Origin of the sequence: Methylobacterium sp. Leaf469 (genome assembly GCF_001424745.1) — a bacterium.
Taxonomy (GTDB): domain Bacteria; phylum Pseudomonadota; class Alphaproteobacteria; order Rhizobiales; family Beijerinckiaceae; genus Methylobacterium.
Map to the genome: position 1 here is coordinate 175,066 of NZ_LMRE01000042.1, position 25,878 is coordinate 200,943.

23 protein-coding genes are annotated in these 25,878 nt (G+C 70.3%); 12 read left to right on the plus strand and 11 right to left on the minus strand.

Annotated features, from left to right (window positions below; all coding sequences use genetic code 11):
- Positions 1–93: 93 nt before the first annotated feature.
- On the minus strand, positions 94–627 hold the full coding sequence (locus ASG60_RS17735) for a MucR family transcriptional regulator (protein ID WP_056175392.1): 534 nt from the start codon (positions 625–627) through the stop codon (positions 94–96).
- 956 nt (positions 628–1,583) lie between these two features.
- Between ASG60_RS17735 and flhA the strand changes: the two genes are divergently transcribed.
- Together flhA and ASG60_RS17745 are read left to right on the plus strand one after the other, a co-directional pair.
- A complete protein-coding gene (flhA, locus tag ASG60_RS17740; protein ID WP_156368976.1) occupies positions 1,584–3,701 on the plus strand; it encodes a flagellar biosynthesis protein FlhA in 2,118 nt (705 codons plus the stop codon).
- A gap of 83 nt (positions 3,702–3,784) precedes the next feature.
- Entirely contained in the window at positions 3,785–4,081 is a 297-nt protein-coding gene (locus ASG60_RS17745; RefSeq protein ID WP_056175398.1) for a hypothetical protein, read from the plus strand.
- A gap of 164 nt (positions 4,082–4,245) precedes the next feature.
- Here the strand turns inward: ASG60_RS17745 and ASG60_RS17750 are convergent, their stop codons facing one another.
- From ASG60_RS17750 to fliI, 3 genes are all read right to left on the minus strand, one after another.
- Positions 4,246–5,292, minus strand: coding sequence for a lysylphosphatidylglycerol synthase domain-containing protein (locus ASG60_RS17750; RefSeq protein WP_056175400.1), 1,047 nt, complete (start codon positions 5,290–5,292; stop codon positions 4,246–4,248).
- A gap of 154 nt (positions 5,293–5,446) precedes the next feature.
- The gene (gene fliJ, locus ASG60_RS17755) at positions 5,447–5,854 is read right to left on the minus strand and encodes a flagellar export protein FliJ (RefSeq protein ID WP_056175403.1); all 408 of its coding nucleotides are present in this window, start codon (positions 5,852–5,854) and stop codon (positions 5,447–5,449) included.
- Between the two features lie 82 nt (positions 5,855–5,936).
- Complete coding sequence (gene fliI / locus ASG60_RS17760) at positions 5,937–7,304, minus strand: flagellar protein export ATPase FliI (protein WP_056175406.1); 1,368 nt, start codon at positions 7,302–7,304, stop codon at positions 5,937–5,939.
- A gap of 425 nt (positions 7,305–7,729) precedes the next feature.
- On the opposite strand from fliI, the gene ASG60_RS17765 reads away from it, so the two are divergent.
- Positions 7,730–8,431, plus strand: a complete 702-nt coding sequence (locus ASG60_RS17765) for a response regulator transcription factor CtrA (protein ID WP_056175409.1) — start codon at positions 7,730–7,732, stop codon at positions 8,429–8,431.
- A gap of 294 nt (positions 8,432–8,725) precedes the next feature.
- Here the strand turns inward: ASG60_RS17765 and ASG60_RS17770 are convergent, their stop codons facing one another.
- The 6 genes from ASG60_RS17770 to ASG60_RS17795 form a co-directional block, all read right to left on the minus strand.
- Complete coding sequence (locus tag ASG60_RS17770) at positions 8,726–9,625, minus strand: protein-glutamate O-methyltransferase CheR (RefSeq protein WP_056175412.1); 900 nt, start codon at positions 9,623–9,625, stop codon at positions 8,726–8,728.
- Positions 9,622–10,716 carry a chemotaxis response regulator protein-glutamate methylesterase gene (locus ASG60_RS17775; RefSeq protein ID WP_056175680.1) on the minus strand — a complete coding sequence of 365 codons (1,095 nt, stop codon included), beginning with the start codon at positions 10,714–10,716 and terminating at the stop codon, positions 9,622–9,624. The genes ASG60_RS17770 and ASG60_RS17775 overlap by 4 nt, the downstream gene beginning before the upstream one ends.
- Positions 10,717–10,891: 175 nt before the next feature.
- Positions 10,892–11,293: a response regulator gene (locus ASG60_RS17780; RefSeq protein WP_056175413.1), complete on the minus strand. Its 402-nt coding sequence runs from the start codon at positions 11,291–11,293 to the stop codon at positions 10,892–10,894.
- A 48-nt stretch (positions 11,294–11,341) separates the two neighbouring features.
- Positions 11,342–11,833 (minus strand): chemotaxis protein CheW, encoded by a 492-nt coding sequence (locus tag ASG60_RS17785; RefSeq protein ID WP_056175682.1) that lies wholly within the window; start codon positions 11,831–11,833, stop codon positions 11,342–11,344.
- Between the two features lie 37 nt (positions 11,834–11,870).
- Positions 11,871–14,663 (minus strand): hybrid sensor histidine kinase/response regulator, encoded by a 2,793-nt coding sequence (locus ASG60_RS17790; protein WP_056386903.1) that lies wholly within the window; start codon positions 14,661–14,663, stop codon positions 11,871–11,873.
- A gap of 237 nt (positions 14,664–14,900) precedes the next feature.
- The gene (locus ASG60_RS17795) at positions 14,901–15,626 is read right to left on the minus strand and encodes a histidine phosphotransferase family protein (protein WP_056261564.1); all 726 of its coding nucleotides are present in this window, start codon (positions 15,624–15,626) and stop codon (positions 14,901–14,903) included.
- Positions 15,627–15,894: 268 nt separating this feature from the next.
- Between ASG60_RS17795 and ASG60_RS17800 the strand changes: the two genes are divergently transcribed.
- The 6 genes from ASG60_RS17800 (at position 15,895) to lysA (ending at position 20,983) form a co-directional block, all read left to right on the plus strand.
- Positions 15,895–16,755 carry a 3'(2'),5'-bisphosphate nucleotidase CysQ gene (locus ASG60_RS17800; protein WP_082479211.1) on the plus strand — a complete coding sequence of 287 codons (861 nt, stop codon included), beginning with the start codon at positions 15,895–15,897 and terminating at the stop codon, positions 16,753–16,755.
- Between the two features lie 189 nt (positions 16,756–16,944).
- A complete protein-coding gene (locus tag ASG60_RS17805; RefSeq protein ID WP_056175429.1) occupies positions 16,945–17,583 on the plus strand; it encodes a DUF1134 domain-containing protein in 639 nt (212 codons plus the stop codon).
- Between the two features lie 194 nt (positions 17,584–17,777).
- Positions 17,778–18,512: a hypothetical protein gene (locus ASG60_RS17810; protein ID WP_056386905.1), complete on the plus strand. Its 735-nt coding sequence runs from the start codon at positions 17,778–17,780 to the stop codon at positions 18,510–18,512.
- A gap of 172 nt (positions 18,513–18,684) precedes the next feature.
- Positions 18,685–18,957 carry a hypothetical protein gene (locus tag ASG60_RS17815; protein ID WP_056175436.1) on the plus strand — a complete coding sequence of 91 codons (273 nt, stop codon included), beginning with the start codon at positions 18,685–18,687 and terminating at the stop codon, positions 18,955–18,957.
- 226 nt (positions 18,958–19,183) lie between these two features.
- Complete coding sequence (locus tag ASG60_RS17820) at positions 19,184–19,552, plus strand: lipoprotein (RefSeq protein ID WP_056175438.1); 369 nt, start codon at positions 19,184–19,186, stop codon at positions 19,550–19,552.
- Positions 19,553–19,705: 153 nt separating this feature from the next.
- Complete coding sequence (gene lysA / locus ASG60_RS17825; protein ID WP_056386907.1) at positions 19,706–20,983, plus strand: diaminopimelate decarboxylase; 1,278 nt, start codon at positions 19,706–19,708, stop codon at positions 20,981–20,983.
- A gap of 137 nt (positions 20,984–21,120) precedes the next feature.
- Here lysA and ASG60_RS17830 read toward each other — a convergent pair whose 3' ends face one another.
- A complete protein-coding gene (locus ASG60_RS17830; RefSeq protein WP_244476709.1) occupies positions 21,121–21,726 on the minus strand; it encodes a DUF533 domain-containing protein in 606 nt (201 codons plus the stop codon).
- A gap of 178 nt (positions 21,727–21,904) precedes the next feature.
- Between ASG60_RS17830 and ASG60_RS17835 the strand changes: the two genes are divergently transcribed.
- The 3 genes from ASG60_RS17835 (at position 21,905) to ASG60_RS17845 (ending at position 25,872) form a co-directional block, all read left to right on the plus strand.
- Positions 21,905–24,628 (plus strand): TIGR02302 family protein, encoded by a 2,724-nt coding sequence (locus tag ASG60_RS17835; protein ID WP_056386909.1) that lies wholly within the window; start codon positions 21,905–21,907, stop codon positions 24,626–24,628.
- Positions 24,629–24,919: 291 nt separating this feature from the next.
- The gene (locus tag ASG60_RS17840) at positions 24,920–25,105 is read left to right on the plus strand and encodes a twin transmembrane helix small protein (RefSeq protein WP_056175447.1); all 186 of its coding nucleotides are present in this window, start codon (positions 24,920–24,922) and stop codon (positions 25,103–25,105) included.
- A 152-nt stretch (positions 25,106–25,257) separates the two neighbouring features.
- Positions 25,258–25,872, plus strand: coding sequence for an acyloxyacyl hydrolase (locus ASG60_RS17845; protein ID WP_056175450.1), 615 nt, complete (start codon positions 25,258–25,260; stop codon positions 25,870–25,872).
- Positions 25,873–25,878: the final 6 nt, after the last annotated feature.

Below are 25,878 nucleotides of genomic sequence, written 5' to 3' on the forward strand. Positions count from 1 at the left end.
AGCCATCCCCGCGGCGCGGAGATGGCTCGTGAGGGCGTCGGCCCTACCAGGATCGTGATCGGTTCGCGGTCCGGGAGAGCGAGCCCGGTCGGATCAGGCGTCGACCTTCTTGCGGGGACCGCGGCGCTTCTTCTCGGGGGCGGCGGGGGCCTCCTCCTCCTGCGGCTCCGGCTCGGCGCTGACGGTCTCCTCCGGGGCGGCCTTGGCCAGACCCTTGCGGCGCTGCTGGCCCAGGCCGAGGGCGCGGGCGAGTTCGGACCGCTGCTCGGAATAGCTGGCCGAGGTCATCGGGTAATCGGGCGCCAGGCCCCACTTGGCGCGGTACTGCTCGGGGGTCAGGCCGCGCAGGGTGAGGTGCCGGCGCAGGGTCTTGTACTGCTTGCCGTCCTCGAAGCTGATCAAGTAATCCGCCGTGATGGAGCGGCGGATCTCCTGCGGCGTCGCCTTGGGCGGGCCAGTCTCGACGGCCGGTGCGCCGTTCGCCGTCACGCCACGGATCGCCTCGTGGACATCACTGAGCAGTTTCGGCAGCTCGGCGCTCTGGACATGGTTGTTGCTGACATAGGCGGAGACGATATCGGCGGCCAGCGTGATCAGGCGGGCTGCATCGGATTCTGTTTCATTCATGTTGTCGGCACCATTCTTGATTTAAGTCATAAGTCGTTTCGAGCGTAAGCTCAGTTCTTTCCGCAAGCAATGTTCCGTCGCGGTGATCCGAGGGTTTTTCACGTCTAGTTGTGGATTGACCGGTCATTTCCTCGTGCGGTGCAGGAAGTTCGCGGCCTTATCCCGTAGGGGTTGCTCTACCGGGCAATGTGCACCTGCCCTGCTCTGGCGTGGTGGGTATTGCCACGGGGGCGGTCCTGTCGATCACCGTCGCGCGCGACGGATTCGATGATGGAGCCGGATACGGGTGCTGATCCGGACGGACGCGATACTGTCTCGTCCCAGTCTCGATCCGTGATCGTTCGCGAACCCTTCGCTGCGAGCACCACCCTTGAACGATCGTGCCTCACGAAAGTTTCAATACTGGCATTGCCACGATGAAAACGCATTGGCAATGCCGTTCCGGTGCAAACGCTGCGCAGGGTCGAAGATTATCGACGGGAAAAATTCGTTGATCGTCGTGCGCACGTGACGGAACCCATGCGATTCCCAGAGAAGCCGAAGATCGCCGCGGCGTCTGTGCTGTGACGTCACACGCGTTGCCTGCGCGGGCCATTGCGGTCGATCCATCGTTCCTCGAAGCCAAGCATGCGTCCGCGACACCAAGCATACGTCCGCGACACCAAGCATGCGTCCGCGACACCAAGCATGCGTCCGCGACACCAAGCATGCGTCCGCGACACCAAGCATGCGTTCTCGAAGCCCAGGACGACGCCGCGACACCGGACACGGGCGGAGGTGTTGGGGTTGTGGGGTCGGCCGGACCCCGCTCCGCCGCCGCGGGCGAATCGTTAACGGTCCGCTAACCATGCGGGCGGCAAATCTTGCCGGGTCCCCTCTTCGGGGCGGCGAGGAAGACCATGAGCGAGACGGCCGCCGCGCCGGTACGGGGAAACGGGGCCGGACAAGGGACCGGCATGAGTGTCGGCCAGTTCGCGAGCTATGCGATTCCCAACCGGGCCAATCTCCACGCCCTGTCGAAGCGCACGGACCTGTTCTTCGCCACCGCCGTGATGGGCATCCTCACGGTGCTCATCTTCCCGCTGCCGGCGTTCCTCCTCGACCTGCTTCTGGCCGTCTCGATCATCATCTCGGTGCTGATCATGATGACGGGTCTGTTCATCGACAACCCGCTCGAATTCACGGTCTTTCCGACGCTGCTCCTCGTGGCGACCCTGCTCAGGCTCGCCCTCAACCTCGCCTCCACCCGCCTCATCCTCGGCCACGGCCACGAGGGCACGGCGGCGGCCGGTCACGTCATCGAGGCGTTCGGCAACTTCGTCATGGGCGGCAACTTCGTCATCGGGATCATCGTCTTCGCGATCCTGATCATCGTGAACTTCGTGGTGATCACGAAAGGTTCGGGCCGTATCGCCGAAGTCGCGGCGCGCTTCACCCTCGATGCCATGCCGGGCAAGCAGATGGCCATCGACGCCGACCTCTCGGCCGGCCTCATCGACGAGAAGGTGGCGAAAGCCCGCCGCGCCGCCCTGGAGGAGGAATCCTCGTTCTTCGGCGCCATGGACGGCGCCTCGAAGTTCGTGCGCGGCGACGCCATCGCGGCGCTGCTCATCACCTTCATCAACGTCATCGGCGGCATCATCATCGGCGTCGCCCAGCAGGGCATGCCGTTCGGCGCGGCGGCCAAGACCTACACGCTGCTGACCATCGGCGACGGTCTCGCCTCCCAGGTGCCCGCCCTCATCGTCTCGGCGGCGGCCGGCATCCTCGTCTCGAAGGCGGGCGTGAAGGGCTCGGCCGACAAGGCGCTCGGCAAGCAGCTCGCCAACTACCCCAAGGCGCTCGGCATGTCGTCGGGCGTCATGGTGCTGATCTCGCTCCTGCCCGGCATGCCGATGCTGCCCTTCCTCGCGCTGGCCGGCGCCTCCGGCTACGCCGCGTGGCATTTCGCCAAGGTCGCCCGCGAGGCCCCGCCGCTGGATTCCGACGGCGCACCCATGGACGCCACGGCGGTGGCCGCCGCCCAGGCCGCCAAGGAGGAGACGGTCACGGATCTCCTCAAGCTCGACGACCTCAAGCTCGAGATGGGCTACGCACTCCTCGCCCTCGTCAACGGCCCCGACGGGCAGGACCGGCTCACCGACCAGATCAAGGCCCTGCGCCGCCAGCTCGCCGCCGAACTCGGCTTCGTGATGCCGTCGGTCCGCATCCTCGACAACGTCCAGCTCGACGCCAACGCCTACGTGGTGCGGGTCAAGGAGATCGAGGCCGGCACGGGGCAGATCTTCCCCGGCCAGTTCATGGCCATGGACCCCATGGGCGGGCAGGTGCAGCTTCCCGGCCAGCACATGCTGGAGCCGACCTTCGGCCTGCCCGCCACCTGGATCGACGCGTCCCTGCGCGATCAGGCCCAGCTCAAGGGCTACACGGTGGTGGACGCCGCGACCGTGGTCTCGACCCATCTCACCGAGATCATCAAGGCGCACGTCTCGGAGCTTCTCAGCCACGTCGAGGTGCAGAAACTCCTGCGCGAGGCCTCAAAGGACCATTCCGACCTCCTCAAGGAGGTGATGCCGAGCCAGATCGCCTCCACGGGCATCCAGCGCGTGCTGCAGTTCCTCCTGGCCGAGCGGGTCTCGATCCGCGATCTCGGCGCCATCATCGAGGGCGTGGCGGAGGTGGCCGGCCACGTGAAGAACCCGCGCGACATCGTCGAGCACGTGCGTGCCCGCCTCGGGCGCCAGATCTGCGCCCAGTACCAGGGGCCGGACGGCATGCTGCCGATCATCACCCTGTCGCCGGCCTGGGAGCAGGCCTTCCTCGAATCCATCGCCGGCGAGCGCGACGAGCGCTACCTCGCCATGCAGCCCTCCAAGCTGTCGGAATTCGTCAGCACCGTGCGCGACCGCTTCGAGACCGCTGCCCGCATGGGCGAGATGCCGGTGCTCGTCACCTCGGTCCAGGCCCGGCCGTTCGTGCGCTCGATCATCGAGCGCTTCCGCCGCGAGACCCCGGTGATGAGCCAGGCGGAGATCCATCCCCGCGCAAGGCTGCGGACGGTGGGGTCGGTGTGAGGCGGATTCGCGATGCCGCCGCCTGACGGCCAGGTCCCGTGCCGTCAGGGAAAGATGATGGGGCGCCTTGCCTGGAGCGTGACATGACGGATTGGCCTTTCAGCGACCCACCGAACGTCGCGGTGCTGACGACCCGGAGCATCGTTCGGGATGCGGCATGGATCGCCCGCGTCGTCCATGATGCCGACGATGGTGGATGGCAGTTCCACGACGGCACACCCGGCGCTCGGCACGAGGCGGATGCCGTCGTGACGTCGCTGCGCGATCTGGTGCTCCGGGACGCATCCCTACGCGCGTTGGCCGATCTCCCGGAGGGGTGGTGTGCCTGGCGCGGGAGCCCGGAGCAGCCCTGGCAACGGGCGAGGGTCGACGGCGTGTGAGCCGATCGGGGCCGGCGAGGTTTCTCCCCCGGCCGCCTGGCCGATGGCCACCATCCGGCATCCGTTCGATCCTGTCGCCGATCCCGGACTCGACGATGCGCTCGGCGGCGCCCCGTCGCGCGGACTCTTCAAGAGCCTTCGCGGGGCGTCGATCTCCGGAACGGTCAGGCCGGGTTCTTGCGGACGCGGCGGTCGATGGCCTTCGGGTCGAGGCCCGGGGCGGTGAGCGGCGCGCCGGGGGCGACCTCGGCGGGTTCGCCCTTGATGGCGCTGGCGAGGCGGTTGCGCTCGTAGAGCAGCACGACGACGACGGAGATGAGGAACGGCAGCCAGAAATAGAACAGCCGGAACACCAGCAACGCCGCGATGATCGACGGCCGCGCCACGTCCGGCATCGCCACAACGAAGACGAGCTCGAACACGCCGAGCCCTCCCGGCGCGTTCGACACCAGGGCCGCCGAGAACGAGGCGAGGAACACGGCGAGCACCACGAGGAAGCCCGGGTTCCCGGCCTCCGGCAGGGCGAAATAGATGATCCCGGCGGCCCCAAGAAGCTCCAGGGGCGCGGCGACGATCTGCCGGACCATGATCTGCGGGCGCGGGTACTCGAGCTTGAACGACCGAATGGTCATGGGCTTCAGCCGCATGAGCGAGCCGATGACGTAGAGGGCGACGAAGCCGAGGAGGCCGGCGCCGAGGATGCGGGCGGTGGCCGGATCGGTGAGCACCGACGGCAGGTAGCCGTTGAGGCGGGTCAGGGTGTCGGGCAGGGCCACGAGGACGAAGCCGCCGAGCAGGATCGTGCCGAGGCCGAAGGTGAAGGAGCACAGGGCGACGAGCACGGCGACCTGGGCCGCCGACAGGCCCTTGGCGGTGTAGGCGCGGTAGCGCACTACGGCGCCGGAGAACACCGAGGCGCCGATGTTGTGCGACAAGGCGTAGGTGGTGAACGAGCAGACCGAGACGAAGAACCACGAGATGTGGCGCACCCCGAGATGCAGGAGGGCGATTCGGTCGTACCAGGCGAGCGCCGCGTAGGCCACGAGGGTGGCGAGGCCCGCGAGCAGGAAGCGGTGGACCGGGATCTCGGCAAAGCTGCTCTTGATCTCCGCCACCGAGATGCCGGCGAGCTCGCGATAGAGCAGGTAGCCGGAGACGATGACGGCGGCGAGGCCGACGATCGGCCAGATGAAATCGCTGATCTTCTTCATGATCGACAGGTCGAGCCCCCTCACGCGGGCTCTCCCTGCACGACCATGCCCGTCATCGCAAGCAAGGTCGTGCGCTAGCCCGGGAGGAAGCCGGCACGCTGGGCTGATGGCACCCGATCATGACGGTTTCGTGCCGGTACCCCGCGGGGAGGCCTCAGGCGCGGACGCGCGACAGGCCGATGCCGTCCATGGCGGCCTGGTCGCGGGCGGCTTCGGCCGCACGCTCGGCGGTGCGCTCGCGGTCGTCGAGGATCTCGATCTTCTTCAGGTCCTCGAAGGCTTCGCCGAGCTCGGCCTTGGCCTCGGCGAGCTGGCCTTCAAGGGCGGCGGCGGACTGGCGCATGTTGTCCCGGCGGGCGGCGGCCGCGCGGGCATAGGTCGGATAGGCGAAGTGCGCCGTGTCGGTGATGCCGGCGCGGCCCTCCTCGTGGGCGACCTCGCGGTCGAGCTCGAGGGCCATGCGGGTGAAGTCGGCCATCATCATCTCGATCTGCGTCACGCGCCGACGCTTCTCGTCGACCTGGAAACGTCGCAGCCGGATCAGCGTGTCACGCGATTTCATCTGATGGGTCCACTCCACGCAACGCACGCATCGCTGCCGCCGGCGGTCGCCCGCGGCGTCGGCCCGTGGGCCGTGCTGCGGATCAGGGGCCGCCGACGATCCCGGCGAGGCGTGAGTAACCCTCGCCGATCGAAGTTGCTTCTTCCTTACCCTGACCCAGAAAAGCCTCCAGATCGGGCATCAAAGCCACCGCTTCGTCCACTTCCGGCGACGCACCGGCCCGGTAGGCGCCGAGCCGGATGAGCTCCTCCATGTCGGCGTAGGTCGAGAGCAGGCGCCGGGCCCGCCTGACGGTCGGCAGGTGCGCCGGGTCGCAGGCCTTGGGCATGGTGCGCGAGACCGAGCGCAGGACGTTGATGGCCGGGTAGCGCCCGCGCTCGGCGATGCCGCGCTCCATGACGATGTGGCCGTCGAGGATGCCCCGCACGGCATCCGCCACGGGTTCGTTGTGGTCGTCGCCTTCCACCAGCACGGTGAACAGGCCCGAGATCGCCCCCTGCCCCGTGCCGGGCCCGGCGCGCTCCAGCAGGCGCGGCAATTCGGAGAACACCGTGGGGGTGTAGCCCTTGGCGGTGGGCGGTTCGCCGGCGGCGAGGCCGATGTCGCGCTGGGCCATGGCGAAGCGGGTGATCGAATCGATCATGCACAGCACCTGCGCGCCCTGATCGCGAAAGTACTCCGCCACCGCCAGGGTCACGTAGGCGGCGTTGCGGCGCATGAGGGCCGGCTCGTCGGAGGTCGCCACCACCACCACGGACCGGGCGAGGCCGGCCGGGCCGAGGTCGTCCTGCAGGAACTCCTGCACCTCGCGGCCGCGCTCGCCGACGAGGCCGATCACCGCGACGTCGGCGGCGGTGTAGCGGGCGAGCATCGACAGCAGCACCGACTTGCCCACGCCGGAGCCCGCGAAGATGCCCATGCGCTGGCCGGCGCACATGGTCAGGAAGGTGTTGATGCAGCGGATGCCGAGATCCAGCGGCGGTCCGACGCGGCGGCGGGCGTGCGCCGGCGGCGGATCGGCCCGCAGGGGGTAGATCACCGGTCCGGATTCCAGGGGGCCGAGGCCGTCGATGGGCCGCCCGAGGGCGTCGATGGTGCGCCCGAGCCAGGCGGGCGACGGGCGGATGGCGCCCGCGGCCGCGTCGCGGACATAGGCCGGGCAGCCCCGGCGCACCCCTTCCAGGGAGCCGAACGGCATGGCCAGCGCCCGGTCGCCCTGGAAGCCGATGATCTCGCACGGCACCGCGCCCGGTGGGGTATTCGGCCCGTTCTCCACGGCGATGTCGAGGCGCCCGCCGAGCCGCATGGCCGAGACGGGACCGGCCACCTCGACGAGGAGCCCGCGGATCGCCACGACCCGGCCGTAGACCTCCAGGGCCTCGATGCCCTCGAGGGCGGCGCGCGCGCCAGCCAGGCGCAAGCGCCCGGCGCTAGGGTGCGGCTCGGTCATCGGCGATTCTCTCAACCATTCGTTTACCTCCCTCCTTAACACTGCGGTCATCGGGCAGGTAGCAAGGCCCCCGGCTTCGGAGCCGGGGCGCCGTTTTTCCCGGTGGGCCTCGGCTTCCTCGCGAAGACGTGTCCCCCGGGAGACAGGCTGCGGCCCGGTACGGTCGGTACGGTGCTTGGGGATGGTTCTTCAGGTGATGCATGAAGCGGAAGACGGTTCTGTGGAGAACAGACCGCCAACGGTTGCAAGCGTCACCGGACACGTTGCCCAAATCGCCGCTTGCGCCCGTGAATCAGGTTTTGTTAACGATTAACCAATAGCGTTTCACGTCAATGACGAGGGAGCGTCCGCCGCGGGCCGGTGGCGGACGAAGGCGGGGGTGTGCCCGTACGCTTGCACACGGCCGGCTGGGCTGGGGACCGACGATGCGGGTACTTCTGATCGAGGACGACAGCGCAACCGCGCAGAGCATCGAATTGATGCTCAAGTCCGAGAGCTTCAACACCTACACCACCGATCTCGGTGAGGAAGGGATCGATCTCGGCAAGCTCTACGACTACGACATCATCCTCCTCGACCTGAACCTGCCCGACATGTCGGGCTACGAGGTGCTGCGGAACCTCCGCGTCGCCAAGGTGAAGACCCCGATCCTCATCCTCTCCGGCATGGCCGGCATCGAGGACAAGGTGAAGGGCCTCGGCTTCGGCGCCGACGACTATCTGACGAAGCCCTTCCACAAGGACGAGCTCGTCGCCCGCATCCACGCCATCGTGCGCCGCTCGAAGGGCCACGCCCAGTCGGTGATCACCACCGGCGACCTCATCGTGAACCTCGACCAGAAGACCGTCGAGGTCTCGGGCTCCCGCGTCCACCTCACCGGCAAGGAGTACCAGATGCTGGAACTCCTCTCGCTCCGGAAGGGCACGACGCTCACGAAGGAGATGTTCCTCAACCATCTCTACGGCGGCATGGACGAGCCCGAGCTGAAGATCATCGACGTGTTCATCTGCAAGCTGCGCAAGAAGCTCGCCAACGCCTCCTCGGGCAAGAACTACATCGAGACGGTGTGGGGCCGCGGCTACGTCCTGCGCGAGCCGAACGAGGTCGAGGAGCGCATCGCCGTCTAGGCGATCCGAACCGCGCAACGAAAAAGGCCCCGCTCGCGCGGGGCTTTTTTGTTGCCGTCGCGAAAGACACCTCGTCGTCGTTCCGGGACCGCGTCGCGGAACCCGGAATCCAGATCCACGACGCGCGCTCGACTTGGCCAGTCCTGTGTTTCTGGATTCCGGGTTCGCTCAGCGCGCGACCCGGAACGACGGACGCGGTGAGACGCCCGGCCGTCTCGCGACGGAGCCTGCTTAGCTTCTTGATCCGCCGCGGGTTTTCGACGCAAAACCGGTGACCGCTTTTGCGAAACCCGCTTAGAGGCCGACCGCCCGACGCAGGGGCGGCGGGGTCAGGGTGGAGGCCATGGCGGCCGGGGGCAGGCCGGCCGGCGCCCGGGCTTGGGCCGGGGCCGGATTGTAAAGGCCGCGATGCCGGGGGTTGGGGGCGAGGCGGTCGGTGAGACCGATCACCGTCTCGGCGGCGCCGAGCAGGACCGCGCCGTCCGGGGACAGGCAGGCGCTGATTCGGGCGAGCACGTCGCCCTTCGTGGCGGCGTCGAAGTAGATCAGCACGTTGCGGCAATACACGATGTCGAAGGTGCCTAGGCCGTCGAAGGCGTGGAGCAGGTTGAGGGGCCGGAAATCGACCATCTGACGTAAGGGGGCGGCGATGCGCCACTGCTCGCCGACCTGCTCGAAGTGCTTGATGAGCAGCTGCACCGGCAGGCCGCGCTGCACCTCGAAATGGCTGTAGAGCCCGGCGCGCGCTTTCTCCAGGACCTCCGTCGACAGGTCGGTGGCGACGAGGTCGACGGTCCATCCGGCGAGCCGCGGCGCGGCCTCCTGGAGCATCATCGCCAGGGAGTACGGCTCCTGGCCGGTGGAGGCGGCGGCGCACCAGATCCGCAGGCGGCGCTGGGCCGCCCGCCGGGCCATGGCCTCGGGCAGCAGCACGTCGCGGAACAGGTCGAAGGGCGCCCGGTCGCGGAAGAAGAACGTCTCGTTGGTGGTCATCGCCTCCACCACCGCCTTCTCCATGGCGGCCTCGCGCCCGCCCTTGAGGGCATTCACGAGGTCGTGGAGGGTGGCGAGGTTGAAACGCCGGCAGACCGGCCCGAGGCGGCTCTCGACGAGGTAGCGCTTCTCGCCGCTGAGCGCCAAGCCCGAGCGCGTCTTGAGGTAGCTGCGCAGGAAATCGAACTCGACGTCGGTCATGAGCCCTGCCCCGTGAGGAGGTTGCGTAGCGCGCCGCCGATTTCGGACAGCGGCAGGATCGCCTGGGCGAGACCGGCCTTGGCGATGCTGCCGGGCATGCCCCAGACCGTGCTGGAGGCCTCGTCCTGGGCCAGCACCGCGGCCCCCGCTTCCGTGAGCGCGCGCGCCCCGCCGGTGCCGTCCGAGCCCATGCCGGTGAGAACCACGGCGAGCGCCGAGGCTCCGAAGATCGCGGCCGCGTCCTGGAACAGGACGTCGACGGCCGGGCGGCAGAAATTGACCACGGGACCGTCATGGAGGCGGATCGACACATCCGAGCGTCCGGCCGCCCCCGTCAGGCCCATGTGGCGCCCGCCCGGGGCGACGTAGATCCGGCCGGGCTGGAGCCGCTCGTCGGCCTTGCCCTCGGCGGCCGGCAGGCCGGTGCGGGCGCCGAGGTGCTCGGCGAACACCGCCGTGAACACCGGCGGCATGTGCTGCACGATGAGGACGGGAAACTGGCGCAGGGTCGCGCTGCCGATCTTCTCCAGCACCTCGCCGACGGCCCGCGGTCCGCCCGTCGAGGCGCCGATGAGAAGGACGCGCGGACTGACGCCCGAGCGGGCCTTGGGCCGCAGGACGATGGGGGCGGTGGGCTTCGGCGGCGGCACGGGCGCCGGGGTCGCCGAGCCGGCGAGGCTGAGGCCCGGTCCGCGCTTGCGGGCCCGCGACGAGCCGAACAGGCGCACCCGCTCGATGAGGTCCGTGCGGAAGGCGTCCGAGGTGGTGACGCCGCGGTTGCTCTCGGGCTTGGCGAGGTAGTCCACGGCCCCGAGCGCCAGGCAGCGCAGAGAGATGTCGGCGTTGCGCGTCGTCAGGGTCGACATCATCACGATCTGCACGCCCGGGCTCTTGGCGAGCAGCAGGGGCAGGGCCTGGGTGCCGTCGAGCTCCGGCATGTCGATGTCGAGGAGGATCACGTCGGGGTCGTGGCGGGCCATGGCCTCCACGGCGATGCGACCGTTGGCGGCCGTGGCGACCACGTCGTAGCCGGCCTCGGCGATCCAGCGGGCGACGAGGCCACGCACCACGGCCGAATCGTCGGCGATCATGACGCGGATGCGCGGTCCCGTCGTGGCCGGTCCCGTCGTGCCTAGTCCCGAGGCGGCCGGTCCCGTGTAGGGAGCGGCGGAGAGTGGGTTGAGTGCCAGCATGGGTCCTTGACGCTTCGGCTGAGCGGACGGGGGCGGGTCGCGTCCAGCCGGGCGGGACGCCCGGCGGATGGTCTCAGAGGGCGCCGGCCTCGCTGGCGAAGGCTGTCTCGTTGACGAAACCGACCTGAGCGAGCTTGGCGGTCACGATCTCGCGATCGAACGGCTTCATGATGTACTCGTCGGCGCCCGCGTGCAGGGCGCGGGCGATGGCGCCGACATCGTTCTCGGTGGTGCAGAACAGCACCTTCGGCTTCTCGCCGCCCGGCGTCTGGCGCAGGGCCTTGAGGAAGTCGTAGCCGTCCATGGTCGGCATGTTCCAGTCGAGCAGGATCGCGTCCGGCATGGCCTCGCCGCAGGCGGCGAGCGCCATCTGGCCGTCCTCGGCCTCCCCGACCTGGAAGTTCATGGTCTCGAAGATCCGGCGGGCCACCTTCCGGATCACGGCGGAATCGTCGACGACGAGGCAGGTCTTCATCGGTGTGTCCCCGTGGAAAGCGGCGGGATCGGCAGGCGGCGCATGGGATCAGGCCGCGCCAGCGGCGAGGCGGGGGGTGCCGAAGGCCAGGAGCGCATCGACGTCGAGGATCACGAGGAGGTGGCCCTGGAGGCGGTGGACGCCGAGCGACAGGTCGCGCCAGCGTGCGTCGAGGTTGATCGGCACCGGCTCGTGGGTGTCGGGCCCGAGCTTCAGGACCTCGCCGACGCCGTCGACGATGAGGGCGAAGGTCTCGCCGCCCTGCTCCAGGCCGATGGCCATGCGGTTGGCCTCGCCGTCCCGGTCGGGCAGGCTGAGCCGGCGCCGCAGGCACAGGGCGGTGACCACCCGGCCGCGCAGGTTGAGCAGGCCGACGATCTCCGGCGGCGACAGCGGCACCGGCGTCACGCCGGCGGGGATGAAGACGTCGTGGACCCGGTCGATGGCGAGACCGAACATGGTCTCGCCGACGAACACCGTGACGAAGTCGTTGGTGGTGGCGGCATCCGCCCGCGCGGCGTTGCTGTTTGCGGCCTGCATCATGGACTGGAGCTCCGAACGTGCACGAGGGCCGGCATCAGGCGGCGTTGGCTTGGGTGGCGTTGGCTTGGGTAGCGTTGGCTTGGGCGGCGGGGGCGACATCGATCTCGGCGAGGGCCGCGATGAGACCGCTGCGGTCGAACTTTGCGACGAGGTCGAGGATGGAGAGGGTCCGGGCGCGCGCGATGGCGTCGGGACCGATGGTGCCCGAGAGGCCGATCACCGGCAGGCCGGCGACGCGGCCCTCGACCTTGCGCATGGCGCCGACGAGGTCGAAGCCGTTGCGGCCCGGCATTTCGAGGTCGCAGACCACCACGTCGACGCGGCCGTTGGAAAGCAGGGTCGCCACCGCTTCGTCGGCGCTGGCCGCCGTGATCACGTTGTAGCCGGCCGCCTTGAGGACCGGGGACAGCATGTCCCGGAAGAAGGCCGAGTCGTCGACGAGCAGCAGGGTCGAGGAGCGCTTGGCCGCCTTCTTCGGGCCGCGCGCCCAGTCGTCGTAGGCGAGCGGCAGGAAGTGGGCGATGTTGATGATCTCCGTGGCGCGGCCGCGCAGGACCGCCGAGCCGATGAGGTCGGAGCGGTCGGCCGAGATCTCGACGTCGAGGCGCTCCTCGACGATGTCGACGATCTCGTCGACCACGAGGCCCATGGCCCGCTCGCCGTCGGAGAACACCACCAGGGCCTGGGTGCCGGAATCCCGGATGGTGATGGAGGAATCGGCCGGCACCAGGGGCATCAGGCGACCGCGATACTGGATGAGCGGACGCCCGCCGACCCACTCGACCTTCGCCGCGTCGATCTCCTCGAGGCGGGTGACGAGGGAGAGGGGGACGGCCTTGTAGCTGCCGGCCCCGCCCTTAAAGACCAGGAGGGTCGCCTTGGCGTCGGCAGCCTCTGTCTCCTCGGCCTCGGCCTCGACGGGGATCGCGCCAGATTGGGCGCTCTGGCTGACCTGCTGGGCGATGCCGTTGGGATCGACGATGAGCACCACGGCGCCGTCGCCCAGGATGGTGTTGCCGGCGAACAGCGGCAGGTGGCGCAGCTTCGAGGACATCGGCTTCACGACGATCTCCTCCGTGTGGAAGACCTCGTCCACGAGGATGCCGAAGCGCTGGCGCCCGACCTGGGCCACCACCACGAAGCCGGAATCGATGGGCGCCGCGGAGGCCGCCTGGCCGAGCACGCCCGTCAGGGTGACGATGGGCAGGAGCCGCTCGCGCAGGCGCAGCACCGGCGAGCCGTTGATGCGCTCGACCTGCTGGGCCGTCGACTTGTCGACGCGCACGAGCTCCAGCACCGCCACCTGCGGCACCGCGAAGCGCTGGGCGCCGGCCTTGACGATGAGGGCGGCGATGATCGCCAGGGTCAGGGGGATCTTGATGGTGAAGGTGGTGCCGCGCCCGAGCTGGGTGTTGATGTCGATGACGCCGCCGATGAGCTCGATGTTCGTCTTGACCACGTCCATGCCGACGCCGCGGCCCGAGACCGAGGTGATGGCGGCGGCCGTCGAGAAGCCGGGGTGGAAGATGAACTTCGCCACCTGGGCGTCGGTCATGCGCTCGACTTCGGCCTGGGACGCGACCTTGCGTTCCACGGCCTTGCGGCGGATGGCGGCGAGGTCGAGGCCCTTGCCGTCGTCGGCGATCTCGATCGTGATGGTGCCGCCCTCGTGATAGGCGGACAGGCGGATGGTGCCCCGCGCCGGCTTGCCGGCGGCCTTGCGGTCGGCGGCCGACTCGATGCCGTGATCGGCGGAGTTGCGCACCATGTGGGTGAGGGGATCCTTGATCACCTCCAAGACCTGGCGGTCGAGTTCGGTCTCGGCGCCGCTCATGACGAGCTCGATGTGCTTGCCGAGTTCCGACGACAGGTCGCGGACCACGCGGGGCAGCTTCTGCCAGGCGTTGCCGATGGGCTGCATGCGCGTCTTCATGACGCCTTCCTGCAGCTCGGCCGTCACGTGGCTGAGGCGCTGCAGGGGCACCTTGTAGGTGGAATCGTCGTGGCGGCGGGCGATCTCGAGGAGCTGGTTGCGGGTCAGCACCAGCTCGGACACCATCGTCATGAGGTGTTCGAGGGTGTCGACGTTCACCCGGATGGTCTGGACCTTGGCGATGCCGCCTTCGGTGCCGCCCTCGGAGGGGCCGTCCTTGGCCGGGGCCTTGGCGGCCGGCTCGTCGTGGGCGGGCGCCTCGGCCACGGGGGCGAGCGCGGAGACCGGGGCGGGTGCCTTGGCGGCCGAGGGGGCTGCCGAGGGGGCGGCCACCGGCGCGGGCGCCGCGGCGATCACGGGCAGGGGGGCGTCGAACGGATCCGGGCCTTCCGCCTCGAGGAAGGCGCGCTCGAGATCGTCGAGGGTGACCTCGCCGGGCTTCAGTTCGCGCGAGACCGGCTCGGGGAGCCTGATCTCCGGCGCCGGGACCGGCGCGGCCACCGGGGCCGCGGCTTCCATCGGCCCGGCCGACATCACGTCGAGGGCGTCGATGAGGTCGTCGTCGCTGCCCGTCGGCTCGGTACCGGTCTTCTCGAGGTCGCCCAGGATCGACTTGAGGCGGTCGAGGGTGACGAGGATCAGGCTCACGGCGGGGCCGGTCACCGGCATCCCGTCGCGGAACTGGCCCATCAGGGTCTCGGCGGCGTGCGCCAGGGCTTCCAGGCGCGGCAGGCCGAGGAACCCGCAGGTGCCCTTGATGGTGTGGACGAGGCGGAAGATGTTCCGGAGGATCGTCTGGTTGTTCGGGTCCTGCTCGAAACGCACGAGCTCGGCATCGACGGTGTCGAGATGCTCGGCGCTCTCGGTCAGGAACTCACGCAACAAGTCGTCCATGAGAGGCACTCGGTCCAGATACGCACTACGGTCTGTGCAGACGGACATTGTGCCGGCATGGGTTAGTGAACGGTTTCCTTTGACGAGACGATGGAACGGAACGGAGCAATATTTGTTATTGCGCCGCTTCGTGTCGGACTATGGTTAATGGAGTTCGCCGCGCGTCTGCGAGCCCGGTCCCCGGGTGACGCGATGCCGGCCGGCCCCGCACCCCACCCGATCCTCGGGTCCGCCGGATCAGGCGAGGGCGGTTTCCGGCGGCTCGTCGTCGGACGGGTGCGGCGCCGCGGTCGCTTCGGGCGCCGGGCTCGCGTCGGGCTCCGGCGTCGGCACCGCCCCGATGGTCACCCTGTCGCCGGTGATCGCGAAGCTCACGTCCATCTGCGCGGCGCGCGCCACGAGGCCGGCATAGAACGGCAGGATCGCGTGGGCGTCCACGGTGCCGCCCTCGGGGGTGCCGGCCATGAGCGCCTCGACATGAGGCGGAATGCGCGCGTGCGAGCCCTTGGCGGTGATGACGATGGTCGGCGCTTCGCCATCGCCCTTCACGGTCACGTCGATGAGGCCGCCGCGCGGGATCGCGCTCTGGGCGATCACCACGAGGTTGAGGATCAGCTTGACCTTGTTCTTCGGGTACAGGGCCTGGGGGGCGCTCCAGGCGAGCTGGGTCTTGTCGTCGGTGAACATGCCGCGCGACACCTTCTCGGCGTCGGCGAGGTCGATGGAGGCCCCGGCCGAGCCCGCCGCCCCGAAGGCGATGCGGGCGAACTGGAGCCGGGCAGAGGCCTGGCGGGCGCTCTTGGCGATGAGTTCGAGGGCGAATTCGCGCATGGAGGCGTCGGACTCGTCCTCCAGCACCTCGAGGCCGTTCACGATGGCGCCCACCGGGCTGATCACGTCATGGCAGACCCGGGAGCACAGCAGTGCAGAGAGGTCGAGGGCATCGAGTTGGACGAGGGTCATCTTGCGCTCCGCGCGAGGCACTGTAAGGGGCCGCCGGCGATATCGCCGGACTGTCCTGCGCACCGTCGCGGCCGATCGCCAAGGGCACCGATAGACGGCGCCGGATACTTTGGGAAGCGCCGACGGCAGACCGGAAAAGCGCCGACGGCAGACCGGAAAAGCGCCGACGGCAGACCGGAAAAGCGCCGCTGCCGGACCGGAAAAGCGTCCCGCGCGGCCATGCCCCGGCTCGACAACCCGTCCGCGCCGGGGCATGAGGTTAGGGATCATGCATCTCGACGCCCCGACGCGCGACCGGATCGCCGCAACATTGACGGAGATCGCCTGCGAGGCGGGCGAGATCCTCCGGGGCTACCACGGCGGCGACTGTCCGCACGTGCTGAAGGGCGACGGCTCCCCCGCGAGCCTCGCCGACACGGCCTCCGAGGCTCTGATCCTCGAAGCCCTCGGGCGGCACTGGCCGGACATCCCGGTGGTGGCCGAAGAATCCTCCTACGACCGTCCGCCGGCCGACCTGTTCTTCCTCGTCGATCCCCTCGACGGAACGAAGGACTTCCTCGCCGGCAACACGGAATACAGCGTCAACATCGGCCTCGTTCAGGGTGACCGCCCCGTGGCGGCGGCGCTCGCCGCCCCCGGTCTCGGCCGGGTCTGGGGCGCTGGCGCCACGGCCTTCGAGGCGACCATCGTCGCCGGCCGGCCGGGGCCGCACCGGGCCATTGGCGTGCGCCCGGTGCCGGCCGACGGCCTCGTCGCCCTTGTGAGCAGCCGGCACGGCGACGCCGAGACGGAGGCCTGTCTCTCCCACCTGCCCGTGGGCGGGCGGCGGGGCGCGGCCTCCGCCCTCAAGTTCTGCCTCATCGCCTCGGGCGAGGCCGACATCTACGTGCGCTGCGGACCCACCATGGAATGGGACACGGCGGCCGGCGACCACGTGCTCACCAGCGCGGGCGGTTGCGTCGTGGTGCCGTCGGGCGAAGCCATCACCTACGGGCATTACGGGCGCCACTACCGCAACGGCCCCTTCGCGGCCCTGGGCGACCGGACCTATGCCACCCGTCTCGCCCTGCCGGCGTCCAGCCCGGCGCCGCGCCGGTCGGTCGGCGCCACCGCCGGGCATCACGTCTGAGCGCCATCCGTTCGCGTTGACCGCATGCGTTCGCGTTAACCCGATGTTGACCTTGTCTCGCGTCATGATCGGGGTGATCCGGGCGCGGGAGCGTGGCCCGGAGTCTGTTGCTGGGGGTCTCCCGCTGGGGACCTCTCGCTCGGGATCTTTCGCCGGGACGCCATCCGGCACCGCACGCGACGAGGCACGATGCTGAACTGTCCCTCCCCCCGCCCCGCCCCGGCCCGGTTCGGCGCCCGCCTCGCCCTGGCCGCCGCGCTGCTCGCCCCGGCGTTCGTCCACGGCACACCCGTCCTGGCCGGTCCGGCCCGCACGGCGCCGGCCGCCCCGGACGAAGCCGGGTCCGGCACCTTCCGGCCCGCCGAGATCGTCGACAACGGCCACCGCTTCTTCGGCTCGATGTCGCGCGGCCTCGCCCTCACCGTCGAGGAGGCGACCCGACGCTGGGGCGAGCCCAACGGCTACATCCTCGGCCAGGAAGCGTCCGGCGCCATCGTGGGCGGCGTGCGCTACGGCGAGGGCACGTTCTACACCCGCAACGCCGGCAAGCGCCGCATCTACTGGCAGGGCCCGTCCATCGGGTTCGACGTCGGCGGCGACGGCGACCGGACGATGATGCTCGTCTACAACCTGCCGTCGGTGCAGGGGCTCTACCGCCGCTTCGTCGGCGTCGACGGCTCGGCCTACTTCATCGGCGGCTTCGGCATGACGGCGGTGACCGCCGACGATGTCGTGGTGGTGCCGATCCGCACGGGCGTCGGCGCGCGTCTCGGCATCAACATCGGCTACCTCAAGTTCACCGACAAGCCGACCTGGAACCCGTTCTGAGGAACGCTCGCCCGAAGTCCCTCCCCGCCCGGTGCGGGCATGGGCCGCGCCTGGGGCGTTCCGCACACCACTCCGGGGCGGGGTGTGGCACGCCCACCCTCGCCCTGCCTCATCGACTCGGGTTAAAGCACCTGACGCGGCCGTGACGACGGCCGCGATCGGCTTGTTCCGGTGTGAGGGATGAGGGTGCCCGCGTGATCGAAACCGTGATGATCTTCGCGCTCGGCTTCCTCGCCGCCGCCCTGTGCGCCCTGTTGCTGCTGCCGGCGGTGAACGCGCGCGCCATCCGCCTGTCCCGCCGCCGGATCGAGGCCCGGCTGCCCCTGTCCGTGGCCGAGGTCGCGGCCGAGAAGGATCACCTGCGGGCCGAGTTCGCCGTGGCGCGCCGCCGCCTGGAGCGCCGGGTCGAGACCGTGCAGGCCGCCCGCCACGCCGACATGGCCGCCATCGGCGCCCGCACCCTCGAGGCCGCCGCCCTCTCTCGGGCCGTCGAGGCGCGGGAGGCGGCCCTGCGCGAGCGGCAGGCGGAAATCGCCGAGACCCGGGCCACCCTCGACGGCGTGGAACGCGACCTCACCGTCGCGCGGGCCGACGGCGCGGTCGGGCTCGCCACCCTGCGGGTCCTCGAGGACGCGCATCGCGATCTGCTCGACGATCTCGTGCGGCGCCATCATGCCGCGCCAGTCGCGGACGGCGGCCCGGCGCGGATCGACCTCGCCGCCCGGTGTGCGACCCTGACGGCGGAACGCGAGACCCTGCGGGCGAGCCTCGCCGCCGCCGAGGAGGCCCTGGCGCGCTCCGTGGCGCGCACGGCGCCCCAGGACGCCGACACCGCCGCCCTGCGGGCCCGGATCACGGACGTGGCCGACAGTCTCATGCGCCGCGACCGCCTGCCCGCCGTCGATGCCTATCCGATGGCACGCTCCTGAACGGGTTCCCCCGCTGAACGGGGCTCCCGACGCGCCGTTGCGTCTCGTTCAGGCTGCGGCGTAGATAAGCAAACTTTCCATGCGTCGACCATGCATGTGCCTTGTTTCGACCACGCGAGCACAGCATCCGGTCGCCCATTCCCTCCTGACTTCGAGACGGACTGCGCCCCCTATGGCCAAGAAACTAGCTTCGATCGTCCTCGCCCTGGCCGCCACGGCGTCCCTCGCCGCGGCTCCGGCCCTGGCGCAGCCGGCGCCGCAGACCAAGCGCGGCAATGAGACCCTGAAGAAGTACTGCACCGGCGACTACCTGACCTATTGCGGCAACATCTCCCCCGACGATCCGGCCATGGACAAGTGCTTCCAGACCAACTGGACCAAACTGTCGGAGAATTGCCGCCGGGCCATCGACGCCTACGAGAAGAACCCCGCCAACAAGAAGTAGCCGGACCGCCCCGTGGTCTCGGCCGGGCCGCACCGCAGGGTGCGGCCCGGTTTTCCAGTGGACCGGTTTTCCAGTGGACCGGTTTTCCAGGGGACCGGTTTTCCAGTGGACCGGTTTTCCAGTGGACCCATGCGCGCCACGGGATAAGCGCGGCCGTTTCCCTCGCGTCGCGGGCCTGCAGCCGCTATGGTGGCGGCCATTCGCGTGCCGGACCCCCAAAGCCCCGATGCCCAGATCCCACGGCGCCCCGTCGCGCTCCCTCACGATCCTCGCGGCCTTCGGCCTCGTCGCCTTGGCGACCGCCGGCTGCGGCCGGCGCGGCGGCCTCGAACCGCCGCCGGGCTCCGCCGCGCCGAATCCGCCCACCGCGCGCCTCTCCGGCACGGCGCCCGCGAGCCCCCGCGCCCTCCCCCAAAGCGTCGGCCTCGGCGGCGGTGCCGCCACGCTGGATCCCGATGCGGTGCGGGCCGGCGACGAGCTCGACGCCGCCGTGGTGCCGGGGTCGGGCAGCGAGGCGCCGATCCTGACCGGGCGCGGCGCCAAGCGCGGCTACGTCGTTCCGAAGCAGCCGTTCTTCCTCGACCCGCTCCTCTAGGGCCGGCCTCCTCCGGGGTTTTCGCCCTCCGGGATCTTCGTCCTCTTGGGTGCCCAAGACCCGTCGTCCGGAAGCCCGTCGTCCGGAAGCCCGTTGTCCGGACGCCCGTTGTCCAAAAGCCCTTCCGAAAAGCCCTGCGTCCAAGGCCACGCGATGCATCACTTCCATTACCGCGACGGTCGCCTCGCGGCCGAGGACGTCGATCTGACGGGCCTCGCCGACGCGGTCGGGACGCCGTTCTACTGCTACGCCACCGCCACCCTGGAGCGGCATTACCGGGTGTTCGCCGAGGCGTTCGCGGGCGACGACGCCCTGGTGTGCTACGCCATGAAGGCGAATTCCAACCAGGCGGTGCTCACGACCCTCGCCCGCCAGGGGGCGGGCATGGACATCGTGTCGGAAGGCGAACTCCGCCGGGCTCTGGCCGCCGGAGTCGATCCGCAGCGGATCGTGTTCTCCGGCGTCGGCAAGACCCCCGGCGAGATGGCCGCCGCCCTCAAGGCCGGCATCTACTGCTTCAACGTCGAGAGCGAGCCCGAACTCGCCGTGCTGTCGGGGGTCGCCGCCGGCCTCGGCCTCACGGCCCCCGTCTCGATCCGGGTGAACCCCGACGTCGACGCCGGAACCCACGCGAAGATCTCCACGGGCAAATCCGAGAACAAGTTCGGCATTCCGATCGCGCGCGCACGCGCGGTCTACGCCCACGCCGCCACCCTGCCGGGCCTCGCGGTCTCCGGCGTCGACATGCACATCGGCAGCCAGATCACCGATCTGGCGCCTTTCGACCACGCCGCCCGTCTGCTCGCCGGCCTCGCCCGTGATCTTCTCGCCGATGGCCACGCCCTGCACCACATCGATTTCGGCGGCGGCCTCGGCATTCCCTACCGCGACGACAACGCGCCGCCGCCGGACCCCTCGGCCCTGGCGGCGATCCTGCGCCCGCACTTCACGAGTCTGGGCCTGCGCCCGGTGTTCGAGATCGGTCGGATGATCGCCGGGAACGCCGGCATCCTCGTCACCCGCGTGCTCTACGTGAAGCGCGCGGAAGGCCGGACCTTCGTCATCGTCGACGCGGCCATGAACGACCTCATCCGCCCGACCCTCTACGACGCCTATCACGGCCTGCGTCCGGTCCTCGAGGCCGGTCCCGAGACGCCCCGGCTCGTCGCCGACGTGGTCGGCCCCGTCTGCGAGAGCGGCGACTACATCGCGCTCGCCCGCGACATCCCCGAGGTGGCCCCCGGCGACCTCATGGCGGTGATGAGTGCCGGCGCCTACGGCGCCGTCCAGGCCGGCACCTACAACACCCGCCGCCTCGTGCCCGAGGTGCTGGTGCGCGGCGCCGACTGGGCCGTGGTCCGCCCGCGCCAGACCTACGAGGAACTCATCGGGCTCGACCGCGTGCCGGAGTGGCTGGCGGAGACGGCTTGAGAGTTTGGGGTAACCCCCCGGCGCAGATCGTCAAAAGTTTACTGAACGCCGGAGTGCATCGCCTCTCCCCACAAGCGGGGCGAGGGGATGCGCTTCGAGTGGTTCGGTCGATCCCGGCCGGGGAAACGATTCCGGACTCACGCCGCCAGTTCCGCCTCCAGCCGCTCGGTCGCCTCGACCGGGAGATCCAGCGCCTCGGCCAGGTCCTGGAGGAACTTGCGTTCCTGCAGGGTGTCGGGGTCGATGGCGAGGCGCGCCGCCGCGTAGATGCGGGCCGCCTGCTCGGGGTTGGTCGCCCGCTCGGCGATGGCGTCCACGTCCGCCGGGTCGGCGAGTTCCGCCTCGAGCCAGCGCCGACCGTCGGCCTCGATGCTCGCCGCCGACAGGGCGTCGTCGAGGCGCTTGCGCTCGCCCGCATCGACCAGACCGTCCGCCAGGGTCGCCGCCACCATGGCGCGCAGCATGATCCGGGCCTCGTCCTCGGCCACCGCGATGTGGTCGAACGGCGTGGCGCCGGGGGGGGCGGGCGCTTTCGTGTCGGTGCTCTTTGGATCGGAGGCCTTGGGATCGCCCGACTGCGCGGCGGGCGCCCCCCGCAGGGCCTTCGTGGCGAGGGCCGCCACCAGGGCGAGGCCGCCGAGGGCCGCCGTCGCCGCCAGTCCCGTGCGGCGGGTGCGCACCAGCGCATCGACCATGCTGCGTGCGGCCGAATCGCCCGGCCCGGCCTGCTGTACCTCGGACATCGGATGCCCCCTTCGTCATGTGCAATCGATCCACAACCCCGGCCGGGGCGCCTCGGTTCAGATCGACGCTCCGCCCCGGTGCGCCATGGGCTGATTTGACCCGATCGCCCCCGGCGGCCACCATGCTAGCTTGCGCGTCCGGCGTCAGAGGATTGCGGCGCCAGAGGAACCCGACACGATGGCCGAGGCCGACCCGGCGACGTCCGGCGCGACACGCGCTTCCAGCCCGGGTGGTGCCACCACCGCCGGCGGCGCCGCCCTTCGCGGGCGCCTCGACCGCCTCGTCTCCTGGTCGCAGACGGCCGCGCTGTGGGAAGGCGTCTGGCCGATCCTGTGGCGCGGGCTCGGACTCGTCCTCGCCTTCCTCACCCTGTCCTGGCTCGGACTGTGGCTCGACCTCTCGCCGACGTGGCGCATGGTGGGGCTCGCCGCTTTCGGCCTCGCCCTCGTGGTCGCCCTCCTGCCGCTGGCGACCCTGCGGCGCCCGAGCCGGCGCGCTGCCCTGGCCCGCATCGACCGCGAGGCCGCCGGCCGCGACGGCGCCCTCGTCCACGGTCCGGCCTCGGCCATCGAGGACACCCTGGCGCTCGGCACCGCGGACCCCGCGACCCGGGCCCTGTGGGCCCTGCACCAGCGCCGGTCGGCCGAGGCGGTGGCCCGCCTGAAGGCCGCCCCGCCCCGGCCCGACATGCCCCGGCGCGATCCCTTCGCTCTGCGTGCCGCCCTCCTAGTGGCGGCCGTCGCCAGCCTGTTCGTCGCCGGGGCCGAGTGGCGCCAGCGCCTCGCGGGCGCCTTCGACTGGACCCTGCCGCCCCCGCCCGCCCCGAGCTTCCGGGTCGACGGCTGGATCGACCCGCCCCTCTACACCCGCCTGCCGCCCCTGGTGGTGACCATGAACGGCACCGAGCAGCGCCTGCGCGCGCCGGTCAATTCCACCCTGATCATCCGCATCGCCGGCCACGGCGCGGCGACCCTCGACGCGAAATCCGGCCTGACGGCGTTGCCGGCCCAAGCCCCGCAGGGGGACAAAGCCCCGCAGGCGAACCAAGCCCCGCAGGGGGACAAAGCCCCGCAGGCGAACAAGCCGCCGCAGGCGGACCTGCGCGAGGACCGGTTCCGGCTCACGGGCGGCACCGCCGAACTCACCATCGCGGCCGGCGGGGCGCCGCTCCAGCACCTCGTCGTCGAGACGATTCCCGACCTGCCGCCCGAGATCCGCCGCATCGGCGCCATCGAGGTCAACACCCGCGGCACCTTCAACCTGACCTACCGGGCCAAGGACGATTACGGCATCGCGTCGGCCGAGGGGATCGTCGAGCCCCTGGCCGGCACCCGCGCCCTGGTGCCGCCGCCGCGCATCGCGCTCGCGCTGCCGGCCGACGCCGCCGGCGAGGCCGACACCAAGACCCTGGTCGATCTCACCGACAATCCGTGGTCGGGCGCCCGGGTGCGCCTCACCCTGGTGGCGAAGGACGAGGCCGGCCAGGAGGGCCGCACGGAGACGGCGGAGATCACCCTGCCGGCCCGCGTGTTCACCCAACCCCTGGCGCGGTCCCTGGCGGAGGAGCGCCGCCGCCTCATCACCGCCCCCGACGAGAGCCGGGGCCGGGTCCTCACCGCCCTCGACGCCCTCCTCATCGCGCCCGACCGCTTCACCCCGCAGCCGAGCGTGTTCCTCGGTCTCAAGACCGCATCGCGCCGCCTGCGCGCCGCCCGCAACGACGCGGCCCTCATGGAGGTCGCCGACCTCCTGTGGGAGATGGCCCTCAAGATCGAGGATGGCGACCTCTCGGACGCCGAGAAGAGCCTGCGCGCGGCCCAGGACAACCTCAAGCAGGCCATCGAGCGCAACGCCCCCGACGAGGAGATCCAGAAGCTCACGGAGGATCTGAAGAAGGCCCTCGACACGTTCATGAAGAACATGGCCGAGCGCCAGAAGGAGAAGGGCCAGAAGCCCAAGGCCGACGGCCAGCCGCCGGCCCAAGGGGGCAAGACCGTGACCCCCGACGACCTCAACAAGATGCTGAAGGACATGGCCGACGCGATGAAGCGCGGCGACACGGCGGAGGCCCAGCGGCTCCTTGAGCAGCTGCGTGAGATCCTCGAGAACCTCCAGACCGCCGAGCCCGGCGGCAAGGCCGATCCGAGTTCGCGCGAGATGGCGAAGCAGGCCGACGAACTCGACAAGCTCTCCCGCGAGCAGCAGGAACTGCGCGACCAGACCTTCAAGGAGGGCCAGGACAAGGAAGGCGGGTCCGGCCAGCCCCGGCCCGGTCAGCGCCCGCCGCGCGGTCAGCAGCAGCCCGGCCAGAAGGGCCAGCCGGGACAGGGCCAGCCGGGTCAGGGCCAGAACGGCGAAGGCCAGCAGGGCCAGGGTCAGAAGGGCCAGAAGGGTCAAGGACAGGGCGAGCGCCAGCAGGCCCTGCGGGAGCGCCTCCAGGATCTGCAGCGCAAGATGAAGGACCTCGGCATGGAGGGCGAGGACGGCCTGTCCGAAGCCGAAGAGGCCATGCGCGAGGCCGAAGGGGCGCTGGGCCAGGGCCGAGAGGGCGAGGCCGTCGACGCACAGGGGCGTGCCCTCGACGGGCTCAAGCGCGGCGCCGAGGGCATGCAGAAGCAGATGCAGGAGATGGCGGAGGGCGAAGGCGAGGGGGACGGCCAGCAGGAGGGGGGGCAGAACCCGAGTCAGCAGGGCCAGGCGGGCAACAGCGAGAACGACCCCCTTGGGCGTCCCAACAAGGGGCGCAACATGACGAGCGGCAACGCCCGGGTGCCCACTGCCGACGAATCCGCCGTCCAGCGCACCCGCCGGATCCTCGAGGAGCTGCGGCGCAAGCTCGGCGACCCGAGCCGCCCGCGCGAGGAGCTCGACTATTTCGAGCGCCTTCTGCGCCGGAACTGAGCGGTCCCCCGCTCTTTCCGGGCCAGCGCGGTGTGGTGAGGCGCGGACAACGCCGCCTCGTCAGGAAATGATCGCCGTTTCGCAGAGGGGGCCCGTCGCGCTCCACGCCGACCGCGACGCGTTGTCGGACATTGATCCGCGCAATTTCGCCCTCGCGACCGATGCCGAAATCCCGGCCCCTGGGCGGCGACGGAGCCGAAGTCCATATGGGGAGCGTGCCGTCGTGTCGGCGCTCGGCCCCCTGTTCCGATCGGCGCGCCGACGCCCCAGCCGCGAGATCCTGACCCCGTGATGTCCTCCAACACCCTCGTTCTCCTCGCCTGCGCGGCGGTGGCCGTCGTGCTGCTGCTCGGCCTCGTCAACATGATGCGGGGCGGCAGCGCCAACGTCTCGCAGAGGCTCATGCGCCTGCGCGTCCTGCTGCAATTCGTGGCCATCGTCCTGATCATGGGCGTGGTGTGGTGGCGCTCGACCTGATCGTTCCGGTCCCGGCGGGATCCCCCCGGGGTGTGGCGGGGAGGTCTCACCACCGGTCTATCGGGGAGGATGGGGCGGATTAAGCGGTCCGTGGCCTGACGCGGCTCCGTGGCCCCGTGCTAGACAGGCCCGCTACAACCGGATCGGTCCCGATGCTTTCCAACTCGTCCCGTCTGCTCGCCGGCGCCCTCGCCCTGGCCGCCGTCCCGGTCCAGGCCGCCGATCTGCGCGGCGGATCGATGCCGGCCGCCTACGCGGCCCCGGTCAAGCCCATGAGCTTCGTCTCGGAGGTCCGCATCGGCGGCGCCGTGCAGGACCCCGGCAGCGCCGAGCGCGACACCAACAACATCAACGGCGAGATTCTGTTCGCCAAGCCGCTGGTGAGCCTCGATCCTTTCTGGCAAGCCTTCGTGCCGCGTCCCACCGCGGGCGGCAGCTACAATTTCGGCGGCCGCACCAGCTACGCCTATCTCGGCGCGACCTGGACCGTGGACCTGTTCCCGCAGACCTTCAACAACATCGTCTTCCTCGAAGGCTTCTTCGGCGCCGCCGCCCATAACGGCCACACCGGCCTGAAGGCCACCACGCCGCCCGGCTTCAATTCCCTCGGCTGCAGTCCGCTGTTCCGCGAGGCCGCCGCCCTCGGCTTCCGCCTCAGCGAGCGTTGGAGCATCATGGCCACCGTCGAGCACATGTCGAACGCAGGCCTGTGCAGCAACAACCGCGGCCTGACCAATTACGGCGGCAAGATCGGTTACACGTTCTGACCTGAG